Source organism: Allocatenococcus thiocycli, assembly GCF_921292965.1.
GTDB classification, from domain to species: domain Bacteria; phylum Pseudomonadota; class Gammaproteobacteria; order Enterobacterales; family Vibrionaceae; genus Vibrio; species Vibrio natriegens.
In genome coordinates, this window is record NZ_CAKLCK010000020.1 from 46,206 (window position 1) to 68,440 (window position 22,235).

The following is a 22,235-nucleotide window of genomic DNA, read 5'->3' on the forward strand; positions in this document are numbered from 1 at the left end:
GTTTATTTCTCTGTGTTTTTGTTAGGTTTTACTTCGCGCTGTTTCCAGAGCATAAAAATCGCTGGCAGTACCAGTAGAGTTAGCAGTAAGGCAGATGCCATACCACCGATCATCGGGGCAGCGATACGTTGCATTACCTGTGAGCCTGTACCGTCGCCATACATGATTGGAATCAGACCAATAATGACGGTGAGTACGGTCATCATCACTGGACGCACACGTAGACCAGCCCCTTCGCGTATCGCATTAGTCAAATCATCTAAGCGCAGTGGCTGGCGTTTTTCTTCTGCATCCAGTTTTTTGTGGTGCCATGCTTGGTTGAGGTAAACCAGCATAATGACCCCAATCTCAACAGCGACACCCGCAAGGGCAATAAAGCCAACCCCGACAGCAATCGAGAAGTTGTAACTGAGGCTGTACATTAACCACAAGCCACCCACCATCGCCAATGGCAGCGTCGCCATGATGATCAAGACTTCTCCGATGCGACGGAAACTGAAGTAGAGCAACATCATGATGATCACTAAAGTAATCGGCACGACCACACTGAGTCGGTCTTTCGCGCGTTCCATGTACTCATACTGACCCGACCAAGCAATAGAATAGCCTGTAGGTAAAACCAGCTGATCCGCGACGGCTTGCTGTGCTTCGATCACGTACGAACCAAGATCTCGTCCGTCGATATCAACAAACACCCAGCCATTTGGACGCGCGTTTTCTGTTTTGATCATCGGTGGACCATCTTCGTAGCGGATATCGGCCACATCAGCGAGCGCGATACGTGCACCGTTTGGTGTTACCAACGGTAGGTTTTGCAGTTTCACCACCGAATCACGGTAGTCTTGCGGGTAACGAACGTTGATCGGGTAGCGTTCCAGACCTTCGATAGTTTCACCGACATTCATGCCTCCCACCGCAGTGGAAATCACCTGTTGAACATCTTTGATATTCAGACCGTAACGCGCAGCGACACGGCGTTTGATATCAATGGTGACGTAGCGACCGCCAGCAACACGCTCAGCGTAAACCGATGAGGTGCCAGAAACGTTATTAAGAATTGGCTCTATTTGCGCACCAATTTTCTCGATCTCTTTCAGGTCAGGGCCGGCGATTTTTATCCCGATAGGGGTTTTGATACCAGTTGCGAGCATGTCGATACGAGTCTTAATCGGCATAACCCAGGCGTTGGTTAATCCAGGGAATTGCACCAGCTGGTCAAACTCTTTACGCAAAGATTCTGTTGTCACCCCTTCACGCCATTCTTCACGTGGTTTAAATTGAATAACTGTTTCGATCATCGTCAGTGGGGCAGGGTCGGTTGCCGTATCAGCACGACCAATTTTGCCCCACACCGTTTTCACTTCCGGTACGGTCTTGATCAACTTATTGGTTTGTTGGAGCAATTCACGTGCTTTACCGATAGATATACCCGGATAGGTGGTCGGCATGTACATCAAATCGCCTTCATCCAGAGGCGGAATGAATTCACTGCCCAGTTTACTGGTCGGGTAGTAGGCCGATGCCATTAGCCCAAGAGCCAGCACGATCATTGCTTTTGGATACTTCAAACTGAGGTTCAGCAGTGGACGATAAAGTGCCACCAAGCTGCGGTTAACCGGGTTTTTGTGTTCAGGAAGTACCTTACCGCGAATAAAGTAACCCATTAATACTGGGACTAACGTGATAGCCAAAGCCGCCGCCGAGGCCATCGCGTACGTTTTAGTAAAGGCGAGTGGCGAGAACATTTTGCCTTCTTGCCCTTCCAGCGCGAACACCGGTACAAAGCTCAATGTAATGATGAGGAGCGAGAAGAATAGGGGAGCACCCACTTCTTCGGCTGCTTTACCAATTACCTGCCAACGGTTTTTGTCTGTAAGTGGCGTCCGTTCGATGTGTTTATGGACGTTTTCTATCATCACAATCGCGCCGTCCACCATCGCCCCGATGGCAATAGCTATCCCACCGAGTGACATGATATTGGCATTAATGCCTTGATAGTGCATCACAATAAAGGCAGCCAAAATACCCACTGGCAAGCTAAGAGCAATAACTAAAGAAGAGCGGATATGGAACAAGAACAAGGCACAAACAATCGCTACCACGATGAACTCTTCGGCGAGTTTTTTCCATAGGTTGTCTACTGCTGCATTGATTAACGTTGAGCGATCGTAAGTTGATACGATTTCTACGCCATCAGGCAGGCTTCGCTGTAAATCATCCAGCTTCTCTTTGACCTTACTGATGACTTCGCTGGCATTTTCACCGTAGCGCATCACAATAACGCCGCCGACGGCTTCCCCTTCACCATTTAGCTCAGAGATACCGCGACGCATTTGCGGGCCGAGATTGATGTCTGCGATGTCTCCAAGTAGGAGCGGCGTACCTTTGTCGGTCACTTTGATTGGCAGAGATTCAATATCTTCGATGCTGGTTAAGTAGCCAGTTGTGCGAACCATGTGTTCCGCTTCTGCCACTTCCACAACGGATGCGCCAGTTTCCTGGTTGCCGTTTTTAATCGCCATGTTCACTTGCTGCAGCGTGAGGTTGTAGGCACGCAGTTTGGCCGGGTCGATCTGGACTTGGTATTGTTTGACCATCCCGCCAACAGTGGCTACCTCAGAAACCCCATCAACGGTTTGAAGTTCGTATTTTAAGAACCAGTCCTGAAAACTACGAAGTTCAGCAAGGTCGTGTTGCCCTGTTTTGTCTTGCAGTACATAGCTGTAAACCCAGCCCACACCTGTCGCGTCCGGACCTAGCGTCGGTTTTGCACTTGGCGGCAATTTCGGTGCTACCTGGCTTAGGTATTCTAAAACACGGGATCTCGCCCAGTACATGTCGGTATCATCATTGAAAATGATGTAAACATACGAATCCCCGAAGAAAGAATAGCCGCGCACTGTTTCTGCGCCCGGAACGGCCAACATCGCTGTGGTAAGCGGGTAAGTGACCTGATCTTCAACGACTTGCGGTGCTTGGCCTGGGTAGCTGGTTTTTATGATTACCTGAACATCAGAAAGATCGGGAATAGCATCAACAGGTGTATTCTTTACGCTGTAAAGCCCTGATAGCACAACCACTAAGGTGGCGATTAACACCATAAAGCGATTGTTGATAGACCAACGGATTATTGCTCCAATCATAGTTAGCCCTCAATCGCTTCGAGTTGTTTTAATACGTAGTCAGTGCCTTGCTTCTCGATTAGAAACCGAACTTTTTGGCCTTCCTTGAAACCAGATAAGCTAACTTCGTCACCTACCGTGAAGTTCATTTCACCAGCGTCCCAGTTCCATTCTGCAACAGGCATGTGATTTAGCGTGATCATGCCAAAGTCAGCCATGAGCATGCTGATGTCACCCGTAAGCCATACATCGGTAGCAACGACACTACCATCTGCTTTGTAATCAATAATTTCGTATTGGCCTGAATCGGTTTTTTGCATTTCAAATTCAATGTTTTGACCTTTTTGCAGATCACCCATTTCCACGCCGTCGGCAAAGGTAAAGTTCATCACCATGCCCGGCCAATCCCATTCCGGTACTGGTTGATGATTGATGGTGAGCATGCGATGGTCTTTCATTACATCGGTAATTTCTCCTTTCGCCCAAGCCGTTTCCGCAGCAGACTCTTGCGGAGCTGAAATACGAGAAAGATCGGCCGTTTGGCTTGATTCTGAGTCCAGCATAAAGTGCGCGGAGGTAACAATACGATCTTCTTGGCTTAGGCCTTCTAATACCTCGGCCCTGTCATCGGCTTCGCGACCGACTTTGATTCGGGTAGAACGGTACTTTCCGTTGCCTTCAGCAAGGACAACTCGGGTCATACCGCCAGAGCGAATAACGGAAGACTTAGGAATAGTCAGCACGGCATCGTCACTGACAGGCTGTAGCGCAATGTTGGCAAACATGTTCGGCTTCAGTTCACCATTAGGGTTCGGGAACTTGAGACGCACACGCAGGGTTCGGGTTTTTGGATCAAGAATTGGGTAGACGTAATCAACCGTACCTTGCCAGTTTTTACCCGGAATCGCGTCTAACGTCATAGTTGCATTGCTGCCGGCTTTCATCCAGTGAGCCTGACGCTCAAACACTTCTGCATCTACCCAAACATTTTCTAGTGGACCTGCACTAATCACGGCTTGAGCAGGTGATAAGTAACCGCCTTCGCGCACATTTAAGCTGGCGATAACACCGTCGTCTGGCGCTTTAATTGCGATGGTTTGGGAAGCTTTGCCGCGCTGAGTTATGGCTTTGATTTGCGAGCGATCGACACCAAGTGTGACCAAACGTTCAGTCGCGCCTTTGACTAAGCCACTGCGGCCAGTACGGTACGCGTTGAGCAGCTCTTCCTGCGCTTTAACCAGTTCAGGCGAGTAGAGTGTGAATAGCACGTCACCTTTACTTACTTTTTCACCAACGGCGTTGATGTCGAGCTTTTCAACCCAACCAGCAACACGAACGTTAGTTTGCCATAACTTACTCTCATCGAAGGCAATGTAACCAACGGTCTCAATACGCGGTGATAACTTCTCTACTGAAACTTGAGCGGTTTTAACCCCAAGATTGTTTTCGACAGAAGGGTCAATGGTGACCGTGCCAGGCTTATCTTGTGCTCCGGCGAGATCTTCAGCATAAACAGGAATCAAATCCATCCCCATTGGTGACTTGCCCGGTTTATCTCGTTTGTAGTTAGGATCCATCGGGGCGACCCAGTAGAGCGGATCGTTTGAGCTATTTGACGCACTATCCTCAGCCGCCATTAGTTCATGATTGGCACTCGGATTAAAATGGCTGAAACCAAAGCCTAAAGCCCCACCTACTATTAAAGCGATGGTGGCGATCTTGATAGAATTCGAACTCATTGTTACTTCCTTAATTCCGGTGCTGATACTTGATATTCAAAACCACCCAGTAACGTTGCTAAGTTGCTATTGACGATATTTAAATCAGTGATCAAACGTTGTTGCTCGAGCTGCAGAGCAAGCTCATCGGTACTGGCCAAAATCACATCGTTGAATTGCGCGGTGTTATTTTGGTATCCCCGTTCTACTGCCCGAATCCGAGCTTTGACCTGAGGAAGTAAAGTGGTTTGATAACGCTCCAGGCGTTGGCTTAAGTTGCTGCGGTCGATCAAAAGCGTGTTCACTTTGGCGTTCATTTGCGTCAGTAATGTGTCTTTCTGTGAGCGCGCGGCTCCTACCTGATACTGCGCCGCTGCGAGGTTTTTATCTTGGCGATTGCCAGTGAATAGCGGAATATCCATCGTTAAATACGCACTGACTAAATCTGAAGCTGGCTCTCCTTTCATGTTGTTTGACTGGCGATAGGCATAAGCAACTTCGACACCAAACTGCGGACTATAAGCTTGCTCGGCAATTTCAACCTGAGTTTCATTAGTTGAAATGCTGACATCGGCCATTTTCACCATTGGATGCTGGCTAAGTAGTTGATAGTGCTGCGTAGAATCAGCCCCAGAGGAGAGGGCCTGATTCAGATTATTCCAGTTAAGTTGGTTGCTGGCTTGTAGCGATGGAGTACCTTGTTGAGAATGATTAATCAACCAGTCAGAGCCTAGCCATTCAGAAAGCTGGGCTACCAAACGTCGCTGCATTTGAGCATTAGCCTGTAACTTTTCATCCAGCTTGCTTACTTGCAGCTGTGCGTTAAGAAGGTCCTGAGCTTCGCTTTTGCCAATTGAGTAATTGGTTTGTATGAAGTTCTCCATTTCCTTCATCAAGCGGCGGTTTTCTAACATGATCTGTTCTGCTTGTTGTTGATAGCCAAGCTCAAGCCAGAGTTGAGTCATGTTATTCGCTATATCCAGTTCTCTTGCATGCACTTGCAGAGATAAACCATCCGCTTGTTGGTTCGCTTTCTTCTGTTGAAGGTCGAGGGTAGAACCGCGCTCAAACTGCTGCATTAGACCAACTGAGATATTAGTCATCGGGTCTTCGTCGAACTTAAAACTGTCGACAGGTAGTCCGCCAACACCCACTTTTAGTTTCGGATCCATTAGCGTCGCGCTTGCAATGCCGGTCTCACGCATGGCTTCCGATTGAGCAAAGAACTGTTTGCGATTGCCATCGTTTTCAAGGGCAATATTAATCAGCTTTGCCAGTTCTTGGGTCGATTGTGCTTGAGATACATTGACTGCTTTTTCGTGTGATGGCGTTTGTGCCATCACATTAAATGCAGGCAAAGCAATCAGGGCTAGTGAGCCTATTGATGTCACTAAGTGATTTGGGGTGAATTCCATCGTTTTCATCCAAATTAATACCAGACTTGCTCGTAAACGCACAAATAGTGTGAATCGATGCGAAAGCTGGTGATTGCCGGACGTTTGGATGTTGTGATTACTTCAGCTCTTAGACGATACAAATAATCTGAGATCGTAAGGCGTTATTTGAGTAAATAGACCAATCGTCGGGCGCAATTAAACAACCTGCAAGGTTAAGCAGGGTCGAATGCTTTTATTGAATTAAACGATAGGAGGTCGGTAGAGATCGTGACTGACCTGTACGACAGGGTCATGGCTCTCAATATTGAAGGAGGCTCTTTGTGCCAGCGGAGAAAGTCTGTTTTCGGGAACGGGTAGTGAAACAAAAACAAACGAACAGGACGTTGTACAGCAGTTATGAACCATACCCGAGTTGTCCGCACAGCTCATTGGTATGTCGGAAGGGGCTGAGCTATGAGACATCGCCATACTCATATCCATACTGTGTGACCCACAGTGCTCATCTTGCTGAGTTATTGTCTGATCTGACATCATTTTTAGGTTCATTAGTGGTGCACTGTTTACCACGCTCGATACCAAAAGGATCAGCGTTGTCAGCAGAGTCAACCAAATTGTATGCCAGGATTTAAGGTGCATACTCGTTCCAGTAAAATGAATGTATCTCGTTAATAACCCTTGAATAGTAAAGGTTACCCTAGGGGGAAAGTCAATAGTTAATATTTGTCGATAAAAATGTAGTTAGTGAGCATTTTGTCACATGAACTTCCCGCGGTAGGATTTATCCTTAGATTCAGTAAGGGTTAAGTGGCTAACTCAGGGTAGCGTATGATCGAAATTATCATCGACGGGAAGTATCGAATTGTAGAAGAAGGGCAAACTCTTCTTGAAGCGGCAAAAGTATGTGGCGTGGAAATCCCGTCGCTTTGCGGCATGAACAAAAGTAACGAGAAAGTGCCATGTGACTTATGTGTCGTTGAGATAGAAAGTGGTGGTACCAAACGAGCGTGTGAGCTCGAAGTCTATCGAGGACTTAACGCCGTTACCCAGTCAGAGCAACTCAGTGAACACCGAAGAAAAGCCCTTAACCGAATTATGACGGACCATTACGCTGACTGCGAAGCTCCGTGTAAAACGGCTTGTCCCGCTGGTGTCGATATTCAGTCTTACCTCTACCATATCTCACAGAATGATCACCAAAAAGCGATTGAAGTGATCAAAAAAACGCTGCCAATGCCGCTATCAATCGGACGTGTTTGTCCGGCCTTTTGTGAAAGCGAATGCCGCCGTTCTTTAGTCGATGAGCCTATTGCCATTCGTCAACTTAAGCGTCACGCGGCAGACACCGATTTGGCTTCTTATGACGCTTACGTGCCGGAGAAAAAGCCGACCAAGAACCTTAGGATCGCGGTGGTAGGCAGTGGCCCGGGGGGATTAACCACCGGCTATTATCTTTCTAACGAAGGCTATGACGTTACAGTCTTTGAGTCGATGCCGAAAGCGGGTGGGTGGCTACGCTATGGCATTCCGGAATACCGCCTTCCAAAGGACATTCTGGATAAAGAAATCGAATTGATGTGTCGCAATGGCATGCAGATCAACACTAATACAAAGCTTGGCGTTGACTTTACGCTTTCCCAATTAAGTGAAGATTACGACGCAGTGTGTTTGGCTGTCGGCGCATCTCAAGCGGTGGAGATGAACTATCCGGGTAGCGATTTAAGAGGATGTTATTTGGGTGTCGATTACCTCAAAGACTACGTGACCGAACAACGCTATGTGACAGGCAAAAAAGTGGCGGTTATTGGTGGTGGTAACACCGCGATCGACTGTGCCCGAACGGCGCGACGAGCAGGGGCTGATACAACGCTGATTTACCGTCGAACTCGAGACGAAATGCCAGCGGAAGACTACGAAATTGTTGAAGCTGAACACGAAGGTGTGAAGTTCCACTTTCTGACCAATCCTGCGGAAAATTTAGCGGATGAAAACGGGCGCGTTCATGCCGTTCGTTTAGAACGAATGGCTTTGGGGCAGCCAGATTCATCAGGCCGTCGCAGCCCAAAACCGACAGGGGAGTTCTTCACCGAAGCATTTGATACGGTGATCGCTGCGGTGTCTCAAAAGCCAGATTTAAGTTTTTTAGACAACGATGCGTTGTCGATTCCCGTAACTCGTTGGAACACTTCGGAATCTGACGCGCAAACCATGCATACCGGTACAGGCAATATTTTCAGTATTGGCGATTTCCGCCGCGGGCCTGCGACTGCTGTAGAAGCGGTTGGAGATGGACGAGTTGCCGCAAAAGCCATTGATCTATTCCTGAATGGCGACATGGCAGATATGCCAACACCGGCTTTTAACTCTCGTAAAGAGCAAAAATTGTCGCAAGTTGATCCGCTTCACTTTGAAAATATCCAAAAAGTCGCGCGTACGATCATGCCGGAATTAACCCCAGAACAGCGTGAGCAGAGCTTTGCCGAAGTTGAACTCGGATTTGACAATGAAGAGGCTATGAAAGAAGCGGCACGTTGTCTTGAATGTGGCTGTCAGGCGAACACAGACTGTGCTTTACGAGATTATTCAACGGAATATCAAGCTGAACAGAAATTCGGTGATTCCTTACAAGCTAAAGCAACCAATGTCGTCGATCATCAAGGATGGCTTGATTTGCGAGCTAAAGATCTTCGCCATAAATACGAAGTCGACCGCAGTTCGGAGTTTATTGAGTTCGATGCCAACCGCTGTATCAGTTGTGGTCAGTGTATTCAGGCATGTCGAGAGCAAGCCGTTCATGGCGTGCTCAGTTTTGTGAGCGATGCTAATGGCCGTCCGGCACTGAGACCGGATGACCGGCCTCGATTCCGTTCAGAACAAAAAGCAAATAAGCCTAGTGGCTTAACGCTAATGGGCGATTCCAAGTGCGTGCAATGTGGTGCTTGTGTGCAAGCGTGCCCAACGGGTGCAATGGTAGACAGCCGTGATCGTTCACAAGGCCGAACTGAGGATTTGAAGGCCGTTGACACTATCTGTACCTACTGCGGTGTCGGCTGTAAGTTAACCATGTTTGTTGACGAAGCAGAGAATAAAATTCGCTATGTCAAAGGTGCTGACTCACCGGTTAACCAAGGCATGTTGTGCGTAAAAGGGCGCTTTGGTTTTGACTTCATTGGCAGCGAAGAGCGATTAACTACGCCACTTATTCGTAAAGATGGATGGCTGCAACCAGCAAGTTGGGAAGAAGCTATTCAATTAGTCGCGTCTAAGTTTACGTCTATAAAACAAGATTTTGGCAGCAATGCGCTGGCGGGTTTCTCTTCAGCAAAAACCACCAACGAAGACAATTACGCGTTTCAGAAATTCATTCGCCGCGAACTCGGTACCAATAACGTTGACCATTGCGCGAGACTTTGTCATGCATCAAGCGTCACTGGTCTGGAAGCCTCATTAGGCAGTGGGGCAATGACCAATGATATTCCGAGTATCAAACACTCGGATGTGATTTTTATTATCGGTTCAGACACCACTTCTGCGCATCCAATCATCGCATCTCATATCAAGCAAGCTATTCGTCATCATGGTGCACGTCTGGTGGTGGCTGATCCAAAACGTGTCGATATTGTTGAGCATGCAGAGCTTTATTTAGCACATCGTCCCGGTACGGATGTCATGCTACTAAATGGCGTAATGCAGCTGATTATTAAGAATGGCTGGTTTGATCAGGAGTACATCGAAGAGCGCGTTGATGGCTTTGATACCTTACTGCAAGAAGTGATGTCACCCGCTTACAACCTGGACAAAGTAGAACTGGTCACGGGTGTGACAGCCGACGATATTTTCGCCATGGCACGTATGATCGGGACTGCCAAGCGTACGGCTGTGTATTATTCGATGGGGATTACGCAGCATACCACCGGGCATGATAACGTTCGTTCGATTGCTAACCTGCAATTGTTGTGTGGAAACATTGGTATCGAAGGTGGAGGCATCAACCCATTGCGCGGTCAGTCAAACGTGCAAGGGGCGTGCGACATGGGGGCATTGCCAAACTGTTATCCGGGCTATCAAAAAGTGTATAACCCAATGGTACGACAAAAGTTTGCCATAGAATGGAATGCGCCCGATTTGTCGGCAGAACAAGGGTTAACTCTGACTGAAATTATTGATGCCGCATGCAAACGAGAAGTTCGAGGCATGTACATCATGGGTGAAAACCCTGTATTGAGTGATCCAAACCAAGCGCATGTCATTGAAGGCTTAGAGACACTGGATTTCTTGGTTGTGCAGGATATCTTCCTTACTGAAACGGCGCAGTATGCCGATGTGGTTCTGCCTTCTTGCTCATTTGCTGAAAAATCAGGTCATTTCACTAACACCGAGCGTCGGGTACAGCGTGTGAATGCTGTTGTTACCGCCCCAGGAGAGGCCAAAGAGGATTGGTGGATCATTCAAGAGCTGGCTAACGCGATGGGTAGTGACTGGAATTATCACTGCGTGTCTGAAATTACCAGCGAGATTGCTCGTGTGACGCCTCAGTATGCTGGTTTACGTTGGGACGCTATCACGCCAAATGGTGTGCAATGGCCGAGCAACAAGAATAACCCGAACGGCACGCGAATCATGCACCAAACCCAGTTTACCCGTGGTAAAGGGCAAATGGTCGGCATTCCGTTCCGTTATGCTGCTGAACTTCCAGATGAAGAGTATCCTTTGGTACTGACAACTGGCCGAGTGCTGGAGCAGTTCCATACCGGGACCATGACGAGAAAAACGAAAGGATTGGATAATCTTGCGGGACCGAGAGCCATGATCAGCGTCGAAGATGCCGAAGCTTTGGGGATCAGCAATGGTCAGCGCCTGAAAATATCGACACGTCGTGGTCATATCGAAATTGATGCATTTGTAACCAAGAGAATGCAAAAAGGGGTGGTGTTTATTCCTTTCCACTTTGTGGAATCACCAGTCAACCGCTTAACAACTACGGCAACGGATCCGCATGCGAAAATCCCAGAATTTAAGGTTGCGGCGGTAAAAGTTGAAATAGTAGAACTCGTTAAGACTGAGAGCATAACTACCGAACACGTACATACGGATTAGGTAGACAGGATAAAACGGGCTTCGCATTGGGCCTCGAAAAGAAATGGGCAGGAATCATAATATGATCCCTGCCCTTTTTTATGTGAATTGGACGCGAGATTGTCAGAGAATTGACTGTTTCTGACGGCCCTCTGTTATTCAGGCAAGTTCTATAACCTAAAATTTGCTGAGCTCCTATACTCAGACTACAACGTTGAGTTTTTATAACAACAAGAGGCACTTGCATGACAAGAACAACCTCATTAGCAGTCGTTTTTTTATTGATGTGCGCATATTTTGGATACAACCGATTATATGTGTACCCAAAGCAGTTGGAATCTCAAGCCGAATCAATGCTACTTAAGATGGCAAATCGAGAAGAATGGCTGGATGCGTTCGAAGTGATGAACCGAGTTGATGCACACAAAGGTTACTTAGAGCTTGCAGCACAAATCAAATCTTCCGATGGCAATCGAGCCTATAGTGAAGGCTTTATCACCTACAGCGATCGCCAAGGCATGGTCTGTAAAGAAGTTGTGTTTGATTTTAAGATAGACTCTTTAAATAACTACACAATTTCTCAAATACGTGACTGCTCTATGGGCGAGTACTATTAAACGATATACAGTGCTTAGTACGCTGTTAATCGAGCGACTTCTTAAACCTGAGAGAAGCAACTACGAGACCGAGTATGGTAAATCCGACTAGCCATAACGTATCTCGCCATAAATCGAATAAGTCCGCACCACGTAGCACAATCCCTCTAATCATTCTCATGAAGTGGGTAGCGGGAAGCACTTCCGATATCCATTGTGCCGCCACTGGCATTCCTTCATAGGGGAACATAAAACCAGACAGCAGAATGGATGGCAGCAGAATAAACACGGTCATCTGCATAGCTTGAAGCTGTGTTTTTGCGATGGTGGATATCATCAGGCCTAAGGTCAGACTCGCCGCAATAAAGAGCAATGTCCCAAACAGCATTTGGCTGATGGCACCGTTGATAGGAACGCCAAAAATCCAATGGCCGAGACCTAAAATGATAAAGACTTGAATCAAGCCGACGAAGATATAAGGCACGATCTTCGCAATCATCAACTCAATAGAGTGGATTGGTGTCGTGATGAGAAGTTCTAAGTTACCTCGTTCTCGTTCCCGAACAATAGCCGCACTGGTAAATAAGATCATCGTCATGGTGAGAATGACGCCGAGTAACCCCGGAACAATGTTTACCGCAGAACGGCGGCTAGGGTTGTAGTAAAGCGCAACCTCAAACGTTTTGGTCGGTCTGGATCGGATCTCGAAGTCAAAGTCTGTGAGAGGCATGGTTTGCAGCGACAATATCGCTGAGCTGATCATGGTATCTGAACCATCGACGATCCATTGGCCCAGTTCGCGGCCTTGCATCATGCGTTGCGTAAGGTCGCTCGGTAAAATCAGCACTGCTCGCACAAGCCCGTCCTGGATGGCTTGCTCTGCTTCTTGAGCAGTGGCATAGGTCTCTTTGATATCGACAACCTGAGTGACTTCAACTGACTGAGCAATGATTCGCCCGGCCGTACTGCCACTTTGATCGACGACACCAACCGGAATATTGCGAATATCCGTATTGATTGCGAACCCGAACAACAGTAATTGAATAAGCGGGATCATCACGACCATGCCAAAGGTGATCCTATCTCGGGAAAGTTGACGAATTTCCTTGATCATCACGGCTTTCATTCGGGCTATTGGCTTGATCATTGGCGGCCTTTCCCTGTTACAGTGACGAAGACATCTTCCAGACTTGGTCGTGCATGATTCATTTCGGCATGTTCTAATTCCGGAAATGTCTGTTTGAGCCAATTTATTGGATGCTCAACATGCTGGTGGATCAGAATGCGCAAACGAACCCCTAATTGAGCGGCAGAACGAACCTCATCACGTTGAAGGAGTTTTTCTTTTAACTCACGCAGTTTGTCTGATTTGACTTCAATAATGTTCACGCCCATATTTTCCATCAACTGTTCCGGCTCGCCATCGGCACGAATTTCACCTGACTCCATAATAGCGAGGCGATGACAACGTTCGGCTTCGTCCATGTAATGCGTGGTTACTAAAATGGTGGTGCCTTGGTCGCATAAATCAAACAACTGCTCCCAAAACTCACGTCGGTTTTCAGGGTCGACGGCGGAGGTAGGCTCATCAAGAAACAAAAGTTCGGGGTTATGCATTGTTGCTGCAGCAAGAGAAAGGCGTTGTTTTTGCCCGCCACTCATGCCGCTGACTCGTTGCTTTCGTAGCTGATCCAACCCATAGGTTCTCAATTGTTCTTCAATCCGAGTTTTAAGCGCTTTGCTACCCAGACCAAAAATTTGGCCAATAAATTCGAGGTTTTCTTGAACCGAGAGATCGTCATAAAGCGAAAATTTCTGAGTCATGTAACCGATCTTGAGCCGCAGCATTTCGGACTGCCTAGGAATCTCCAGCCCAAGAACATCGACGTTGCCTTCCGTGGGACTGAGCAAACCTGTCAGTACACGAATAGTCGTCGACTTACCGCAGCCATTCGGACCTAAAAAGCCGTAGATAGAGCCCTTGGGAACGTTCAGTGTGATGTCGTTGATCGCCGTGAAATTACCGAATTTCTTGACGACATTCTTAGCCTGAATGGCATATTCCGTCATCGCGTTACTCCACTAGGTCAACTTGAGCTGGCACACCAGAAGGCAACGATTTGGCCGACTCAGGTAAATCGACTTCAGCCAGGTACATCAAACGCGAGCGTTCTTCTTCTGTGAGCGCGAAATAAGGCGTAAATGACGGTTCAGTGGCCACCCAGCGTACGGTTCCCTGTAAAGGACTAGCCAGCCCATCCACGTTAACCGTAACGGTTTTTCCCGGGACAAAGTTAAGACGGAATTTAGCAGGAACGTAAACTCGGGCGTAGGGGACCCTGCTCGCTTGTATTACCGCAACGATACCATTCACAGGCACTCGCTCCCCAAGGTTGTAGGGTAAGTTATCCAACGTTCCATCACGCGTGGCGGTAATGGTCAGTTCTGCCAGTTTCTGTTCTTGCAGCGCAACATCCGCTTTCGCTGCCATCAATTCCGCTTTAGCCTGATCAATATCTTCAGGTCGAGACCCTGCTGTGAGTTTGCTGAACTCTTCTTTGGCGGAGTCCAACTCAGCCCGAGCTGAATCTCTTGCTGCTAGGGCGGAGTCTTTCTCTGATTGGCTAATAAGCTTCTTGCGTACCAGTTCGACTGTGCGCTGGTAGCTTTTCTGCGCTTCTGTGAGTTGCGCTTCCGCTCTTGCGACTTTTGCCGAGGCGGCAGCGATGTCTTCAGGACGCTCACCGTTAGTTAACTTCAAGAGATAAGCTTCGGCTTTGGCCTGCTCGGCGACTGTATGAGCGAGCACCGCTTGTTGGTTCTTGGTATCCAGTTGAACGAGGACTTCACCTTCACTGACTTGGCTGCCTTCCTTAACAGGTAGGGCGCGAATTATCTCATTTGAAGTTGCGGTGAAAGTGACGCGGTCACGCTCTAGAGTTCCAAGTGCCTGATGTGTGTTGTCTTTTGAACATGCAGTCAGTAGAGCAATAATTAAGGTACCAAAGATAATTCGCTTCATTGTGCGGTGCTTCCCTGAAAGATGTTTAGACAAGTCATTTTGATGCTCTGAAATTACTGGATACATTTCAGCAGTGAACGAGCTTTACTACAGCTTAGCATGGAATAAAGAAACTATTCTTTTAAAATTTAGAGGCTTAGGTTCGCAACTGAAATGCCAAGAGGTCAGTGTGCAGAATCGAGAGCATGATCGAGTTTTGTACTTCTTTATGATGTATCCGCAGGTGCGGTTAGTGAGTAAGCCAGCAATTAATCGGCTGTCGAGATAGCGTCTTTTGAGAACAAAGCCCAACCGCGGCTGGGCTGTAATTAGATTGTTTATTGTCGTTACCTTAAACGAAAATATTTCCTTTCAGGTAAAGCACACCATCACCGGAAACTTCAACGCTGTTATCGTTTACTTGGCAGTGCAATACGCCACCTCGAGCCGAGGCTTGATAGGCAACAAGTGAGGTCTTGCCAAGCTCCTCTGCCCAAAATGGCGCGAGTCCTGCGTGTATAGAACCCGTTACCGGATCTTCGTCACCACCGTTAGCAGGCCAAAAGTAGCGCGAAACAAAGTCATAATCAGTGCCTTTGGCGGTAACGACGACGTCATAGGGAGCAAGTTGTTTAAGCTGCTCAGATTGATATTGAACGTCCAGCACTTCTTGTTGGTTTTCCAATATGACAAAGTACGCTTGCGGGCTTAATAGCACTCGGTCTACTTTGCAATTCAGTCCTTCTATCAGTTGTGTAGGAATAGTGCTGACTGGTTCAGGTGGTCGGGCAGGGAAGGTCATTTCGATCTTGCCCAAAGCATTTTTCACGACAATGAGTTTACCGACTTTTAGCGTGTGAAATTCGATAGTACCGTCGACATTGAGTTGGTCGAATAAAACCATGGCTGAAGCAAGTGTAGCGTGGCCACAAAAGTCAATTTCTGTCAGTGGCGAGAACCAGCGGATTTCATATTGATTCTCGTTAATCTGTTTGAGAAATGCGGTCTCAGAGAGGTTATTCTCAGCTGCGATACTTTGCATGAGCTCAGGTGCTAACCATTCAGTTACGGGGACGACAGCGGCAGAGTTGCCTTTAAATTGTGCATCTGTGAATGCGTCTACAACATAAATATCTAATTCCATTTATTTTCCCTTTTTCCACGAGCTCAAACGAAGTTTCATACTCACTATACTGAAACGCCTTCCGAAAAGGGAAGGCGTTTTGAAGGATATCAGTTTAAATTTTCTAATTAGCTTGTGTATTTGGCTTTCATTCGGAGTGCGACGTTAACTAACGCGATTAACACCGGCACCTCAATCAGTGGGCCAATCACACCAGCGAACGCTTGGTCGGAATTTAAACCAAATACCGCAATAGAAACCGCGATAGCGAGTTCGAAGTTGTTACCAGTCGCTGTATAAGCAATAGAAGCATTTTTGTCGTATGGAAGACCGATTTTTTTACCGATAAAGAAGCTAACAAAAAACATCAATACGAAGTAAATAGCCAGTGGAATTGCGACTCGGAATACATCCATAGGAAGCTCTAAAATCATTTCACCTTTTAAGCTGAACATCAAAACAATGGTTGCAAGCAGAGCGACTAAAGTGATCGGTGAAATTCGCGGAATGAACTCGTCTTTGTACCATTGCTCCCCCTTAGCTGTGACTAGCCACTTACGGCTGAGAAAGCCAGCGAGAAAAGGGATGCCAAGGTAAATCAGAACGCTTTCAGCAATATCTCCCATAGAGATATCAACGATGAAACCTTCATAGCCAAAATAGGGGGGCAGTACCGTAATAAACAGCCATGCCATCACGCTGTAAGTCAGAATTTGAAAAGCACTGTTCAAAGCGACCAACGCGGCCCCATACTCTTTGTTACCGCCGCCGATGTCGTTCCACACCAGAACCATCGCGATGCAACGAGCAAGACCGATCAGGATTATCCCAACCATATAGCCTGGATGATCGCCAAGGAATGTCAGCGCAAGAATGAACATCAGAATCGGACCAACAATCCAGTTCATTATTAATGAAAGTGTGATGGCTTTTTTGTCTCTCGTCACCGTTCCCAGCAAGCCGTAGTCAACTTTCGCCAGTGGCGGATACATCATCAAGATCAAGCCAATAGCCAGTGGTATGTTGGTACTGCCGACTGACATGGCTTCGTTCCATTGTGCTACTTGAGGGAAAACGGCACCGATACCGACACCAATAGCCATTGCGACGAAGATCCATACCGTGAGATATCGATCCAGAAAACTCATTTTATTGCTGGCACTACTTAAAACTTCAGTGGTCATCGTGTCTTCCTCGTATATCGTCGAAAGACGATTATTGAGTTTGCGCTTACTCATCTTAACGTGTAAGGCGGAATCAGTTAGTTGAAAAGGTTTGAGAATTCAGTGCTGAAACTATTCAGTGTTTCTCGCTGAATACGGTAGCAAACTTTTGGTGGATTAGGCTCGGCAGTAATAAAGCCTGCCTGTTTTAGAATTCGTAAGTGCTCAGAAACGGTGGATTGCGCCAGGCCCAGCTCAGAGACTAAATCACTATTCAAGCAGTTGTCCATTGTGTCTAACTTATGGAGGATATGCAGGATACGTATACGTGCAGGGTGTGACAAAGCTTTTGCCTGTGCAGCCAAGGTTTTTTCTTTGTTCAGTTGTTGCTCAGTCGTTTCAAAAGAAACCTGGCAGGTATTATCGCATTTATCACTCATCTGTCGGTCTTTATAGTTAATCGTCGAATTGCGATTAAGTGTACGTGGTACGAGTGGGTTGTGCAAGTTGATCCTGAGGATAGCAAGTATGGAGAGAAAGAAAGCAGAACCTAAAGACATTGGGGGTATCAGGAGCTAAGGTTCTGCTTTGCAAAGGGGGAATTATGACCAGTTGAACATTTCATTGAGGTGGACCAGAGCCATCACTTCTAGTTTGCTGTGCGACTGAATGAGGCGTTTTTGGAAAAAGTTCGCCATCGGTGCTTTATCTGGTTTTGACATCATATTGATTTCTCCTTCTCGTGCTGACAAATTCAGTATGTTGAGAAAAGGGGATTAATAAAACAGAGTGAATTTATTATTTTTGTTCCTGTTAAGGCTAAAATTAAGCGGACGTTGGGCTTTTTGGCGCGAGAAAAGGCGGAAAAGAGGAACTCATTTGTTCGAGATTTTCTTATTTTGTTTCTCCTAACTTCAGTAAAATACTCCATTCCCAAAAGCCTCATCAAAAGATAAGGAAAATCTCCGTGTCTGATCTGAATTTGTTTCGTTACTATCAACGTTTAATGCCGTTTGAAGTTGGTAAGGAAACGAAAACCACGCTCCATGAGATTGCTGAGTTATTGTTTGTGTCGCCTCGTCATGCGCGAAGCCTGTTGGCTCAAATGCAGCAGCATGAATGGTTGAGCTGGCAGCCTAAAGCAGGCCGAAATCATCGTTCTACCTTATTAATGAATGTTGAGCTGAGTGCATTGAAGGAAACGCTCGCACGAGAGCGAATCAAGTCAGGAAAATACGAAAAAGCGCTCTCCATATTAGATGAAGACGAAGCGGCTTTTGGGCGTTTACTGAAAACGACTTCTGGAGCCTCACTTCAAGAAGGCCAACTCAATATACAGCTGACCTATAAGCGGACGTTTGAACGTGTGGTGCCGCATCAACTTCAGAGAAGCAGTGAACGATTTTTGCTGCGACAAATATACTGTTGCTTAGTTGCTAGCGACAATGATGGCCAGGTTAAAGCGGAACTGGCACATCATTGGCGATATGACGAGACCAAGTACGAGTGGACTTTCTATCTTCGTCCCGGACTGACTTTCCATAATGGTAGCCCCATCGATGCAGATACGGTTGTAAGCCTGTTTAATAAGTTAAAGCTTCTCGATTACTACGAAAAAGATTTGGCCCATGTCGAAACGATAACTGCCCCGAATCCGCTCAAGGTGATTTTTACTTTGAACACGCCTGATTTGGGTTTTGCGGGACTGATTTCCGGGGTGAAATATGGTGTCCAGCCTGCGAGTCAGGTCAATGAGGCAAATAATCGACTCGTTGTTGGGAGTGGTCCTTTTTCGGTGATCGAACATAATGAAAACCGCTTAAAGCTACAGGCGTTTGAAGGCTACTATTCTTGTCGAGTGCTGACCGACCAAGTGACCATATGGATTGTCGATGACGAAAAGATGGAAAACCCCTCCTTATCTTCAAACTCAGAACTGGTTGAGGCTAATACGGATGATGGCGCGTGTCTTCACTATATGTCGATGAGTGATGCACAGACATATGCGGCAAATAAAAGAAGCCGAATCGAAGACGGCTGCTTGTTTGCTTTGTTTAACCACCGGGCGAAGCATGCGTTGTCTTTGGCACAACGTCGTTATATCGCCGAATTGATTCAACCCAAGTATTTGGTTGAAATCATGAAAAGTGAAAATATCGTGTTCGGTAGCATTCCTGCGTTCAATTTATTGCCAACCTGGAGACCGGTTCTCCGTCCGTTTGGTGAAGAAACTAAGCTACCCAAACACATCAGTATTGCTGGTTATAACTATACGGCTTTGCGGCGGTGCGCTCGTGCTATCTCACGCCAATTAGAAAGTACGGGTTGTAAAGTAGAGACCGTGATGTACTCATATCGAGAGTTGAGTGAGCGAGCACGCAATGGCACGCTGAATGAAACACTCGTGGTGACCAATATCAATTTGGATGACAATCGGCATGCATCGGCTTTCAGCAATTTTTATACACACACCGTTTTGCATAATACCTTGAATCAGGAAAATGCAGTGTGGCTGGATGAGCAACTTGAACGACTTCGGGCAAATACTCAGCTCGAAGACTATTTGGAAGCGCTAGAACCGATTGCTTCAACGCTGGTCAGTGAATATTGGATTGCACCCATGTTTCATCACACCCAAACGCTACGTTTTCAGGGGGTACTCGAAGACGTAGCGCTGACTAACTGGGGCTGGCCAGACATACGTTCAGTGTGGTCAGCGGATTAGCATTAGCTCGAGGTCGTATACGCGCTACAACGGTGATTCGACAACCACATATTTACGCTGGTCTCGTAAAGGGAGAAACCAAGCGTTTTGATACTGAAAGTAAGTTTGTCCATTCACCACTACCGTTTTCTTAGTGCTAGGCAAAGAGTCAACAATTTCTCCTTTTTTGAATGGACTGTTCGAGGACACATTAGTTGAAGTCGAGCTGGAGCTTTGTGTGACGGTCGCACTATTTGAACCGGAATAGCTTACCACTTCGTTTCCATCTATGACTGTGTAGTTTCCCGCTGGTGGACTCTCTACGTACACGTAGCGATCGCCACTTTTTTTATAATAAGCATCCTGAATAATCGCGTAAGTAATACCTGCAAAAATCGCGAACGTAGCGATATCGACTAAGTCTCGGTGATAGTAGTAATAATGGCCACGGTATGGTGGATAACGATACCCACTGCGTACATAAATATAAGTCGAATGATGTTTAGGCGGTCTAATCACCACGGGAGGCCGGTGGTAACTCGGCGGTCGATGATAACCAGGTGGTCTGCTGACATTCGGAGGACGATGATAGCTTGGTGGTCTATGCTGAGAAGGTGGATGAGTTGGCTTTACTGTTGGACGTTGCACCGGACGGGTCTGATGCTTATTCCCTGGTTGAGTAATTGGGCGCACGGAAGGTTCGTTGTGTGGCTTAGCCGACACCGATGTGCTGCCTATAAGGAAAAACGTCAAGGCTGTAACAACCCATCTGCTAATTAAACCGCGTTTCATAAAACGTCTCCGTTACATATTGGAGAGCAAATATACTCATACCTAATTATAACAGAGCATCAGGCTTAGGAAGTGTTCTTCCGTTGCTCGAGTACGAGAGACAAAAGACGTACTAATAAGGATTGAGCTTCAGGGGATAGTAAGCGTGCGATAGAAGCAAGGTCCTGTTCTGTCACATGTTCTACACCCCTGACGTCGAGAGAGAGATCAAGATCAGTGAGCTGCATTGATCTTAAGATTGAACGGTATTGTGAAAGCTTGAGGTCAGATTCACCGCGCTCAATTCTTTGATAGGTTTTTACGCTCATCCCTGCCATTTTGGCAATTTGTTCACGGGAAAAACCCATCTCTTTTCGTCTTTTGATCAGTGCTTCAATAATAGGGTCGACATGCATAGCTTCTCCAGACAGGACTGTTTTGACCTAATTAAAGCAATTTGTGGACCAGTTTAACCAGCTGCTCTTTATCTTATTGATAATTAGGTATATGAATGGCGACCTAAAAAATACATATATTTCAGTTGGCTATAAAAAATGGAAAATTATCAGTCCTATCATTTAACCACGAATGAAACAGATATTCGCAAAATGCAACGCATTTTAGATACGTTACGTAGTGAAATTGCAGACAAACAGCAGGCTTTCGGGAGAGGTGTGTTGGCGTTGACGCGTGAATCTCAGTTGCGACTAATGAACTACAAGGAACTTTACTTACATCGTGAATCGATTGGTGAAGAAGAATTGCAAACCCTTTATAAGAACATGAGCAAAACCGAAAAAGTGATTGCAGATGAGGGGATTCATGCTTTGACGTATATGATCCAGGCTTTAGACGAAAGCTGACTAATAAACCCAAAGCGTTATGTGTCGTATAGATTTGGTTTAATACCAAGGGAAATGTAAATGCTGGGGAACCGAACCCAGCATTTCGTCACTTAAGTTACCAAATTTTCGAACCGTAACTCAGTGTTTTAGAGGTATGTGAACCGAACGATGTCGGTACGCAGCGAATAATAGCGATATTGTCTGATCTAGGCTACGGCATTGGAATTTAACGTCTTCCCCCAAGCTGTAAATAAAAGTGTACACTCGATATATTCCCGTGGGAGTGCCAGACATTCCTCTCTTTACTGGTTATTTTAACCGCACATGTTAGGTGTTTAGTTGCAACCACTAAAATATATGGCTGAAACTTTGACCTTTTACTTTTCAATTCTCCTGGTTATGCCGTACAATCTCGCCGAACCAATCTCATTCTATTTCGAGTGAGAGATTGATGAATTAGATGACCTATTTTGCTTCGAACCCAAAATGTGGGCATCCCATCAATCAGAATATCGCCCAAAAATGCTCGCCTACATGCCGATGAAATAAGAGTGCGTTCTCTTTTTTCCGTGCATGTTATTGCTAATTGACGCCGGTTTTCGGCCAATTTTTGCAAATAGGGGACGTTTTGTTGTTTGTACTTTGGATTAAGTACGGCAGGCGAAACAAAAACGGATTGAATTTAGAGGTATTAACCGTGAATCTAAAACTTGTCGGCAGCT

The 22,235-nt window shown here is 46.5% G+C and carries 17 protein-coding genes; 4 read left to right on the forward strand and 13 right to left on the reverse strand.

Features of this window, described 5'->3' with window-relative positions; genetic code table 11:
* Positions 1–2 precede the first annotated feature (2 nt).
* The 4 genes from L9Q40_RS07610 to L9Q40_RS07625 form a co-directional block, all read right to left on the reverse strand.
* On the reverse strand, positions 3–3,143 hold the full coding sequence (locus L9Q40_RS07610) for an efflux RND transporter permease subunit (protein ID WP_498792958.1): 3,141 nt from the start codon (positions 3,141–3,143) through the stop codon (positions 3–5).
* A gap of 2 nt (positions 3,144–3,145) precedes the next feature.
* Entirely contained in the window at positions 3,146–4,861 is a 1,716-nt protein-coding gene (locus tag L9Q40_RS07615; protein ID WP_440878747.1) for an efflux RND transporter periplasmic adaptor subunit, read from the reverse strand.
* Between the two features lie 2 nt (positions 4,862–4,863).
* On the reverse strand, positions 4,864–6,180 hold the full coding sequence (locus tag L9Q40_RS07620) for a TolC family protein (protein WP_498792965.1): 1,317 nt from the start codon (positions 6,178–6,180) through the stop codon (positions 4,864–4,866).
* 297 nt (positions 6,181–6,477) lie between these two features.
* The gene (locus L9Q40_RS07625) at positions 6,478–6,873 is read right to left on the reverse strand and encodes a hypothetical protein (RefSeq protein WP_076633466.1); all 396 of its coding nucleotides are present in this window, start codon (positions 6,871–6,873) and stop codon (positions 6,478–6,480) included.
* 189 nt (positions 6,874–7,062) lie between these two features.
* Here L9Q40_RS07625 and fdhF point away from each other — a divergent pair, with 189 nt between their 5' ends.
* A complete protein-coding gene (gene fdhF, locus L9Q40_RS07630) occupies positions 7,063–11,331 on the forward strand; it encodes a formate dehydrogenase subunit alpha (protein ID WP_498792959.1) in 4,269 nt (1,422 codons plus the stop codon).
* Between the two features lie 224 nt (positions 11,332–11,555).
* The gene (locus L9Q40_RS07635) at positions 11,556–11,927 is read left to right on the forward strand and encodes a hypothetical protein (protein ID WP_243978556.1); all 372 of its coding nucleotides are present in this window, start codon (positions 11,556–11,558) and stop codon (positions 11,925–11,927) included.
* Positions 11,928–11,952: 25 nt separating this feature from the next.
* Here the strand turns inward: L9Q40_RS07635 and L9Q40_RS07640 are convergent, their stop codons facing one another.
* The 7 genes from L9Q40_RS07640 to L9Q40_RS07670 form a co-directional block, all read right to left on the reverse strand.
* On the reverse strand, positions 11,953–13,053 hold the full coding sequence (locus L9Q40_RS07640) for an ABC transporter permease (protein ID WP_020335328.1): 1,101 nt from the start codon (positions 13,051–13,053) through the stop codon (positions 11,953–11,955).
* Positions 13,050–13,976: an ABC transporter ATP-binding protein gene (locus L9Q40_RS07645; RefSeq protein ID WP_014234675.1), complete on the reverse strand. Its 927-nt coding sequence runs from the start codon at positions 13,974–13,976 to the stop codon at positions 13,050–13,052. Before L9Q40_RS07645 ends, L9Q40_RS07640 begins: the two co-directional genes overlap by 4 nt.
* 4 nt (positions 13,977–13,980) lie before the next feature.
* Positions 13,981–14,928 (reverse strand): HlyD family secretion protein, encoded by a 948-nt coding sequence (locus L9Q40_RS07650; RefSeq protein ID WP_498792960.1) that lies wholly within the window; start codon positions 14,926–14,928, stop codon positions 13,981–13,983.
* Between the two features lie 331 nt (positions 14,929–15,259).
* On the reverse strand, positions 15,260–16,051 hold the full coding sequence (locus tag L9Q40_RS07655) for a PhzF family phenazine biosynthesis protein (RefSeq protein ID WP_498792961.1): 792 nt from the start codon (positions 16,049–16,051) through the stop codon (positions 15,260–15,262).
* A gap of 107 nt (positions 16,052–16,158) precedes the next feature.
* On the reverse strand, positions 16,159–17,214 hold the full coding sequence (gene arsB, locus L9Q40_RS07660; protein ID WP_498792962.1) for an ACR3 family arsenite efflux transporter: 1,056 nt from the start codon (positions 17,212–17,214) through the stop codon (positions 16,159–16,161).
* 77 nt (positions 17,215–17,291) lie between these two features.
* A complete protein-coding gene (locus tag L9Q40_RS07665) occupies positions 17,292–17,633 on the reverse strand; it encodes an ArsR/SmtB family transcription factor (RefSeq protein ID WP_014234671.1) in 342 nt (113 codons plus the stop codon).
* 162 nt (positions 17,634–17,795) lie between these two features.
* Positions 17,796–17,918 carry a hypothetical protein gene (locus L9Q40_RS07670; RefSeq protein WP_372379495.1) on the reverse strand — a complete coding sequence of 41 codons (123 nt, stop codon included), beginning with the start codon at positions 17,916–17,918 and terminating at the stop codon, positions 17,796–17,798.
* A 242-nt stretch (positions 17,919–18,160) separates the two neighbouring features.
* Between L9Q40_RS07670 and L9Q40_RS07675 the strand changes: the two genes are divergently transcribed.
* Complete coding sequence (locus L9Q40_RS07675; protein WP_498792963.1) at positions 18,161–19,918, forward strand: SgrR family transcriptional regulator; 1,758 nt, start codon at positions 18,161–18,163, stop codon at positions 19,916–19,918.
* A 24-nt stretch (positions 19,919–19,942) separates the two neighbouring features.
* Here the strand turns inward: L9Q40_RS07675 and L9Q40_RS07680 are convergent, their stop codons facing one another.
* Both L9Q40_RS07680 and L9Q40_RS07685 read right to left on the reverse strand, forming a co-directional pair.
* Positions 19,943–20,689, reverse strand: a complete 747-nt coding sequence (locus tag L9Q40_RS07680) for a DUF6515 family protein (protein WP_498792964.1) — start codon at positions 20,687–20,689, stop codon at positions 19,943–19,945.
* A gap of 65 nt (positions 20,690–20,754) precedes the next feature.
* On the reverse strand, positions 20,755–21,084 hold the full coding sequence (locus L9Q40_RS07685) for a helix-turn-helix domain-containing protein (protein WP_014234668.1): 330 nt from the start codon (positions 21,082–21,084) through the stop codon (positions 20,755–20,757).
* 138 nt (positions 21,085–21,222) lie between these two features.
* Between L9Q40_RS07685 and L9Q40_RS07690 the strand changes: the two genes are divergently transcribed.
* Complete coding sequence (locus tag L9Q40_RS07690; RefSeq protein ID WP_020335319.1) at positions 21,223–21,531, forward strand: hypothetical protein; 309 nt, start codon at positions 21,223–21,225, stop codon at positions 21,529–21,531.
* Positions 21,532–22,235 lie beyond the last annotated feature (704 nt).

Coding starts and splice junctions, on each gene's coding strand:
- L9Q40_RS07610 (WP_498792958.1), bottom strand. CDS start 3,143: ATGATTGGAGCAATAATCCGTTGGTCTATCAACAATCGCTTTATGGTG.
- L9Q40_RS07615 (WP_440878747.1), bottom strand. CDS start 4,861: ATGAGTTCGAATTCTATCAAGATCGCCACCATCGCTTTAATAGTAGGT.
- L9Q40_RS07620 (WP_498792965.1), bottom strand. CDS start 6,180: ATGGCACAAACGCCATCACACGAAAAAGCAGTCAATGTATCTCAAGCA.
- L9Q40_RS07625 (WP_076633466.1), bottom strand. CDS start 6,873: ATGCACCTTAAATCCTGGCATACAATTTGGTTGACTCTGCTGACAACG.
- fdhF (WP_498792959.1), top strand. CDS start 7,063: ATGATCGAAATTATCATCGACGGGAAGTATCGAATTGTAGAAGAAGGG.
- L9Q40_RS07635 (WP_243978556.1), top strand. CDS start 11,556: ATGACAAGAACAACCTCATTAGCAGTCGTTTTTTTATTGATGTGCGCA.
- L9Q40_RS07640 (WP_020335328.1), bottom strand. CDS start 13,053: ATGATCAAGCCAATAGCCCGAATGAAAGCCGTGATGATCAAGGAAATT.
- L9Q40_RS07645 (WP_014234675.1), bottom strand. CDS start 13,976: ATGACGGAATATGCCATTCAGGCTAAGAATGTCGTCAAGAAATTCGGT.
- L9Q40_RS07650 (WP_498792960.1), bottom strand. CDS start 14,928: ATGAAGCGAATTATCTTTGGTACCTTAATTATTGCTCTACTGACTGCA.
- L9Q40_RS07655 (WP_498792961.1), bottom strand. CDS start 16,051: ATGGAATTAGATATTTATGTTGTAGACGCATTCACAGATGCACAATTT.
- arsB (WP_498792962.1), bottom strand. CDS start 17,214: ATGACCACTGAAGTTTTAAGTAGTGCCAGCAATAAAATGAGTTTTCTG.
- L9Q40_RS07665 (WP_014234671.1), bottom strand. CDS start 17,633: ATGAGTGATAAATGCGATAATACCTGCCAGGTTTCTTTTGAAACGACT.
- L9Q40_RS07670 (WP_372379495.1), bottom strand. CDS start 17,918: ATGATGTCAAAACCAGATAAAGCACCGATGGCGAACTTTTTCCAAAAA.
- L9Q40_RS07680 (WP_498792964.1), bottom strand. CDS start 20,689: ATGAAACGCGGTTTAATTAGCAGATGGGTTGTTACAGCCTTGACGTTT.
- L9Q40_RS07685 (WP_014234668.1), bottom strand. CDS start 21,084: ATGCATGTCGACCCTATTATTGAAGCACTGATCAAAAGACGAAAAGAG.
- L9Q40_RS07690 (WP_020335319.1), top strand. CDS start 21,223: ATGGAAAATTATCAGTCCTATCATTTAACCACGAATGAAACAGATATT.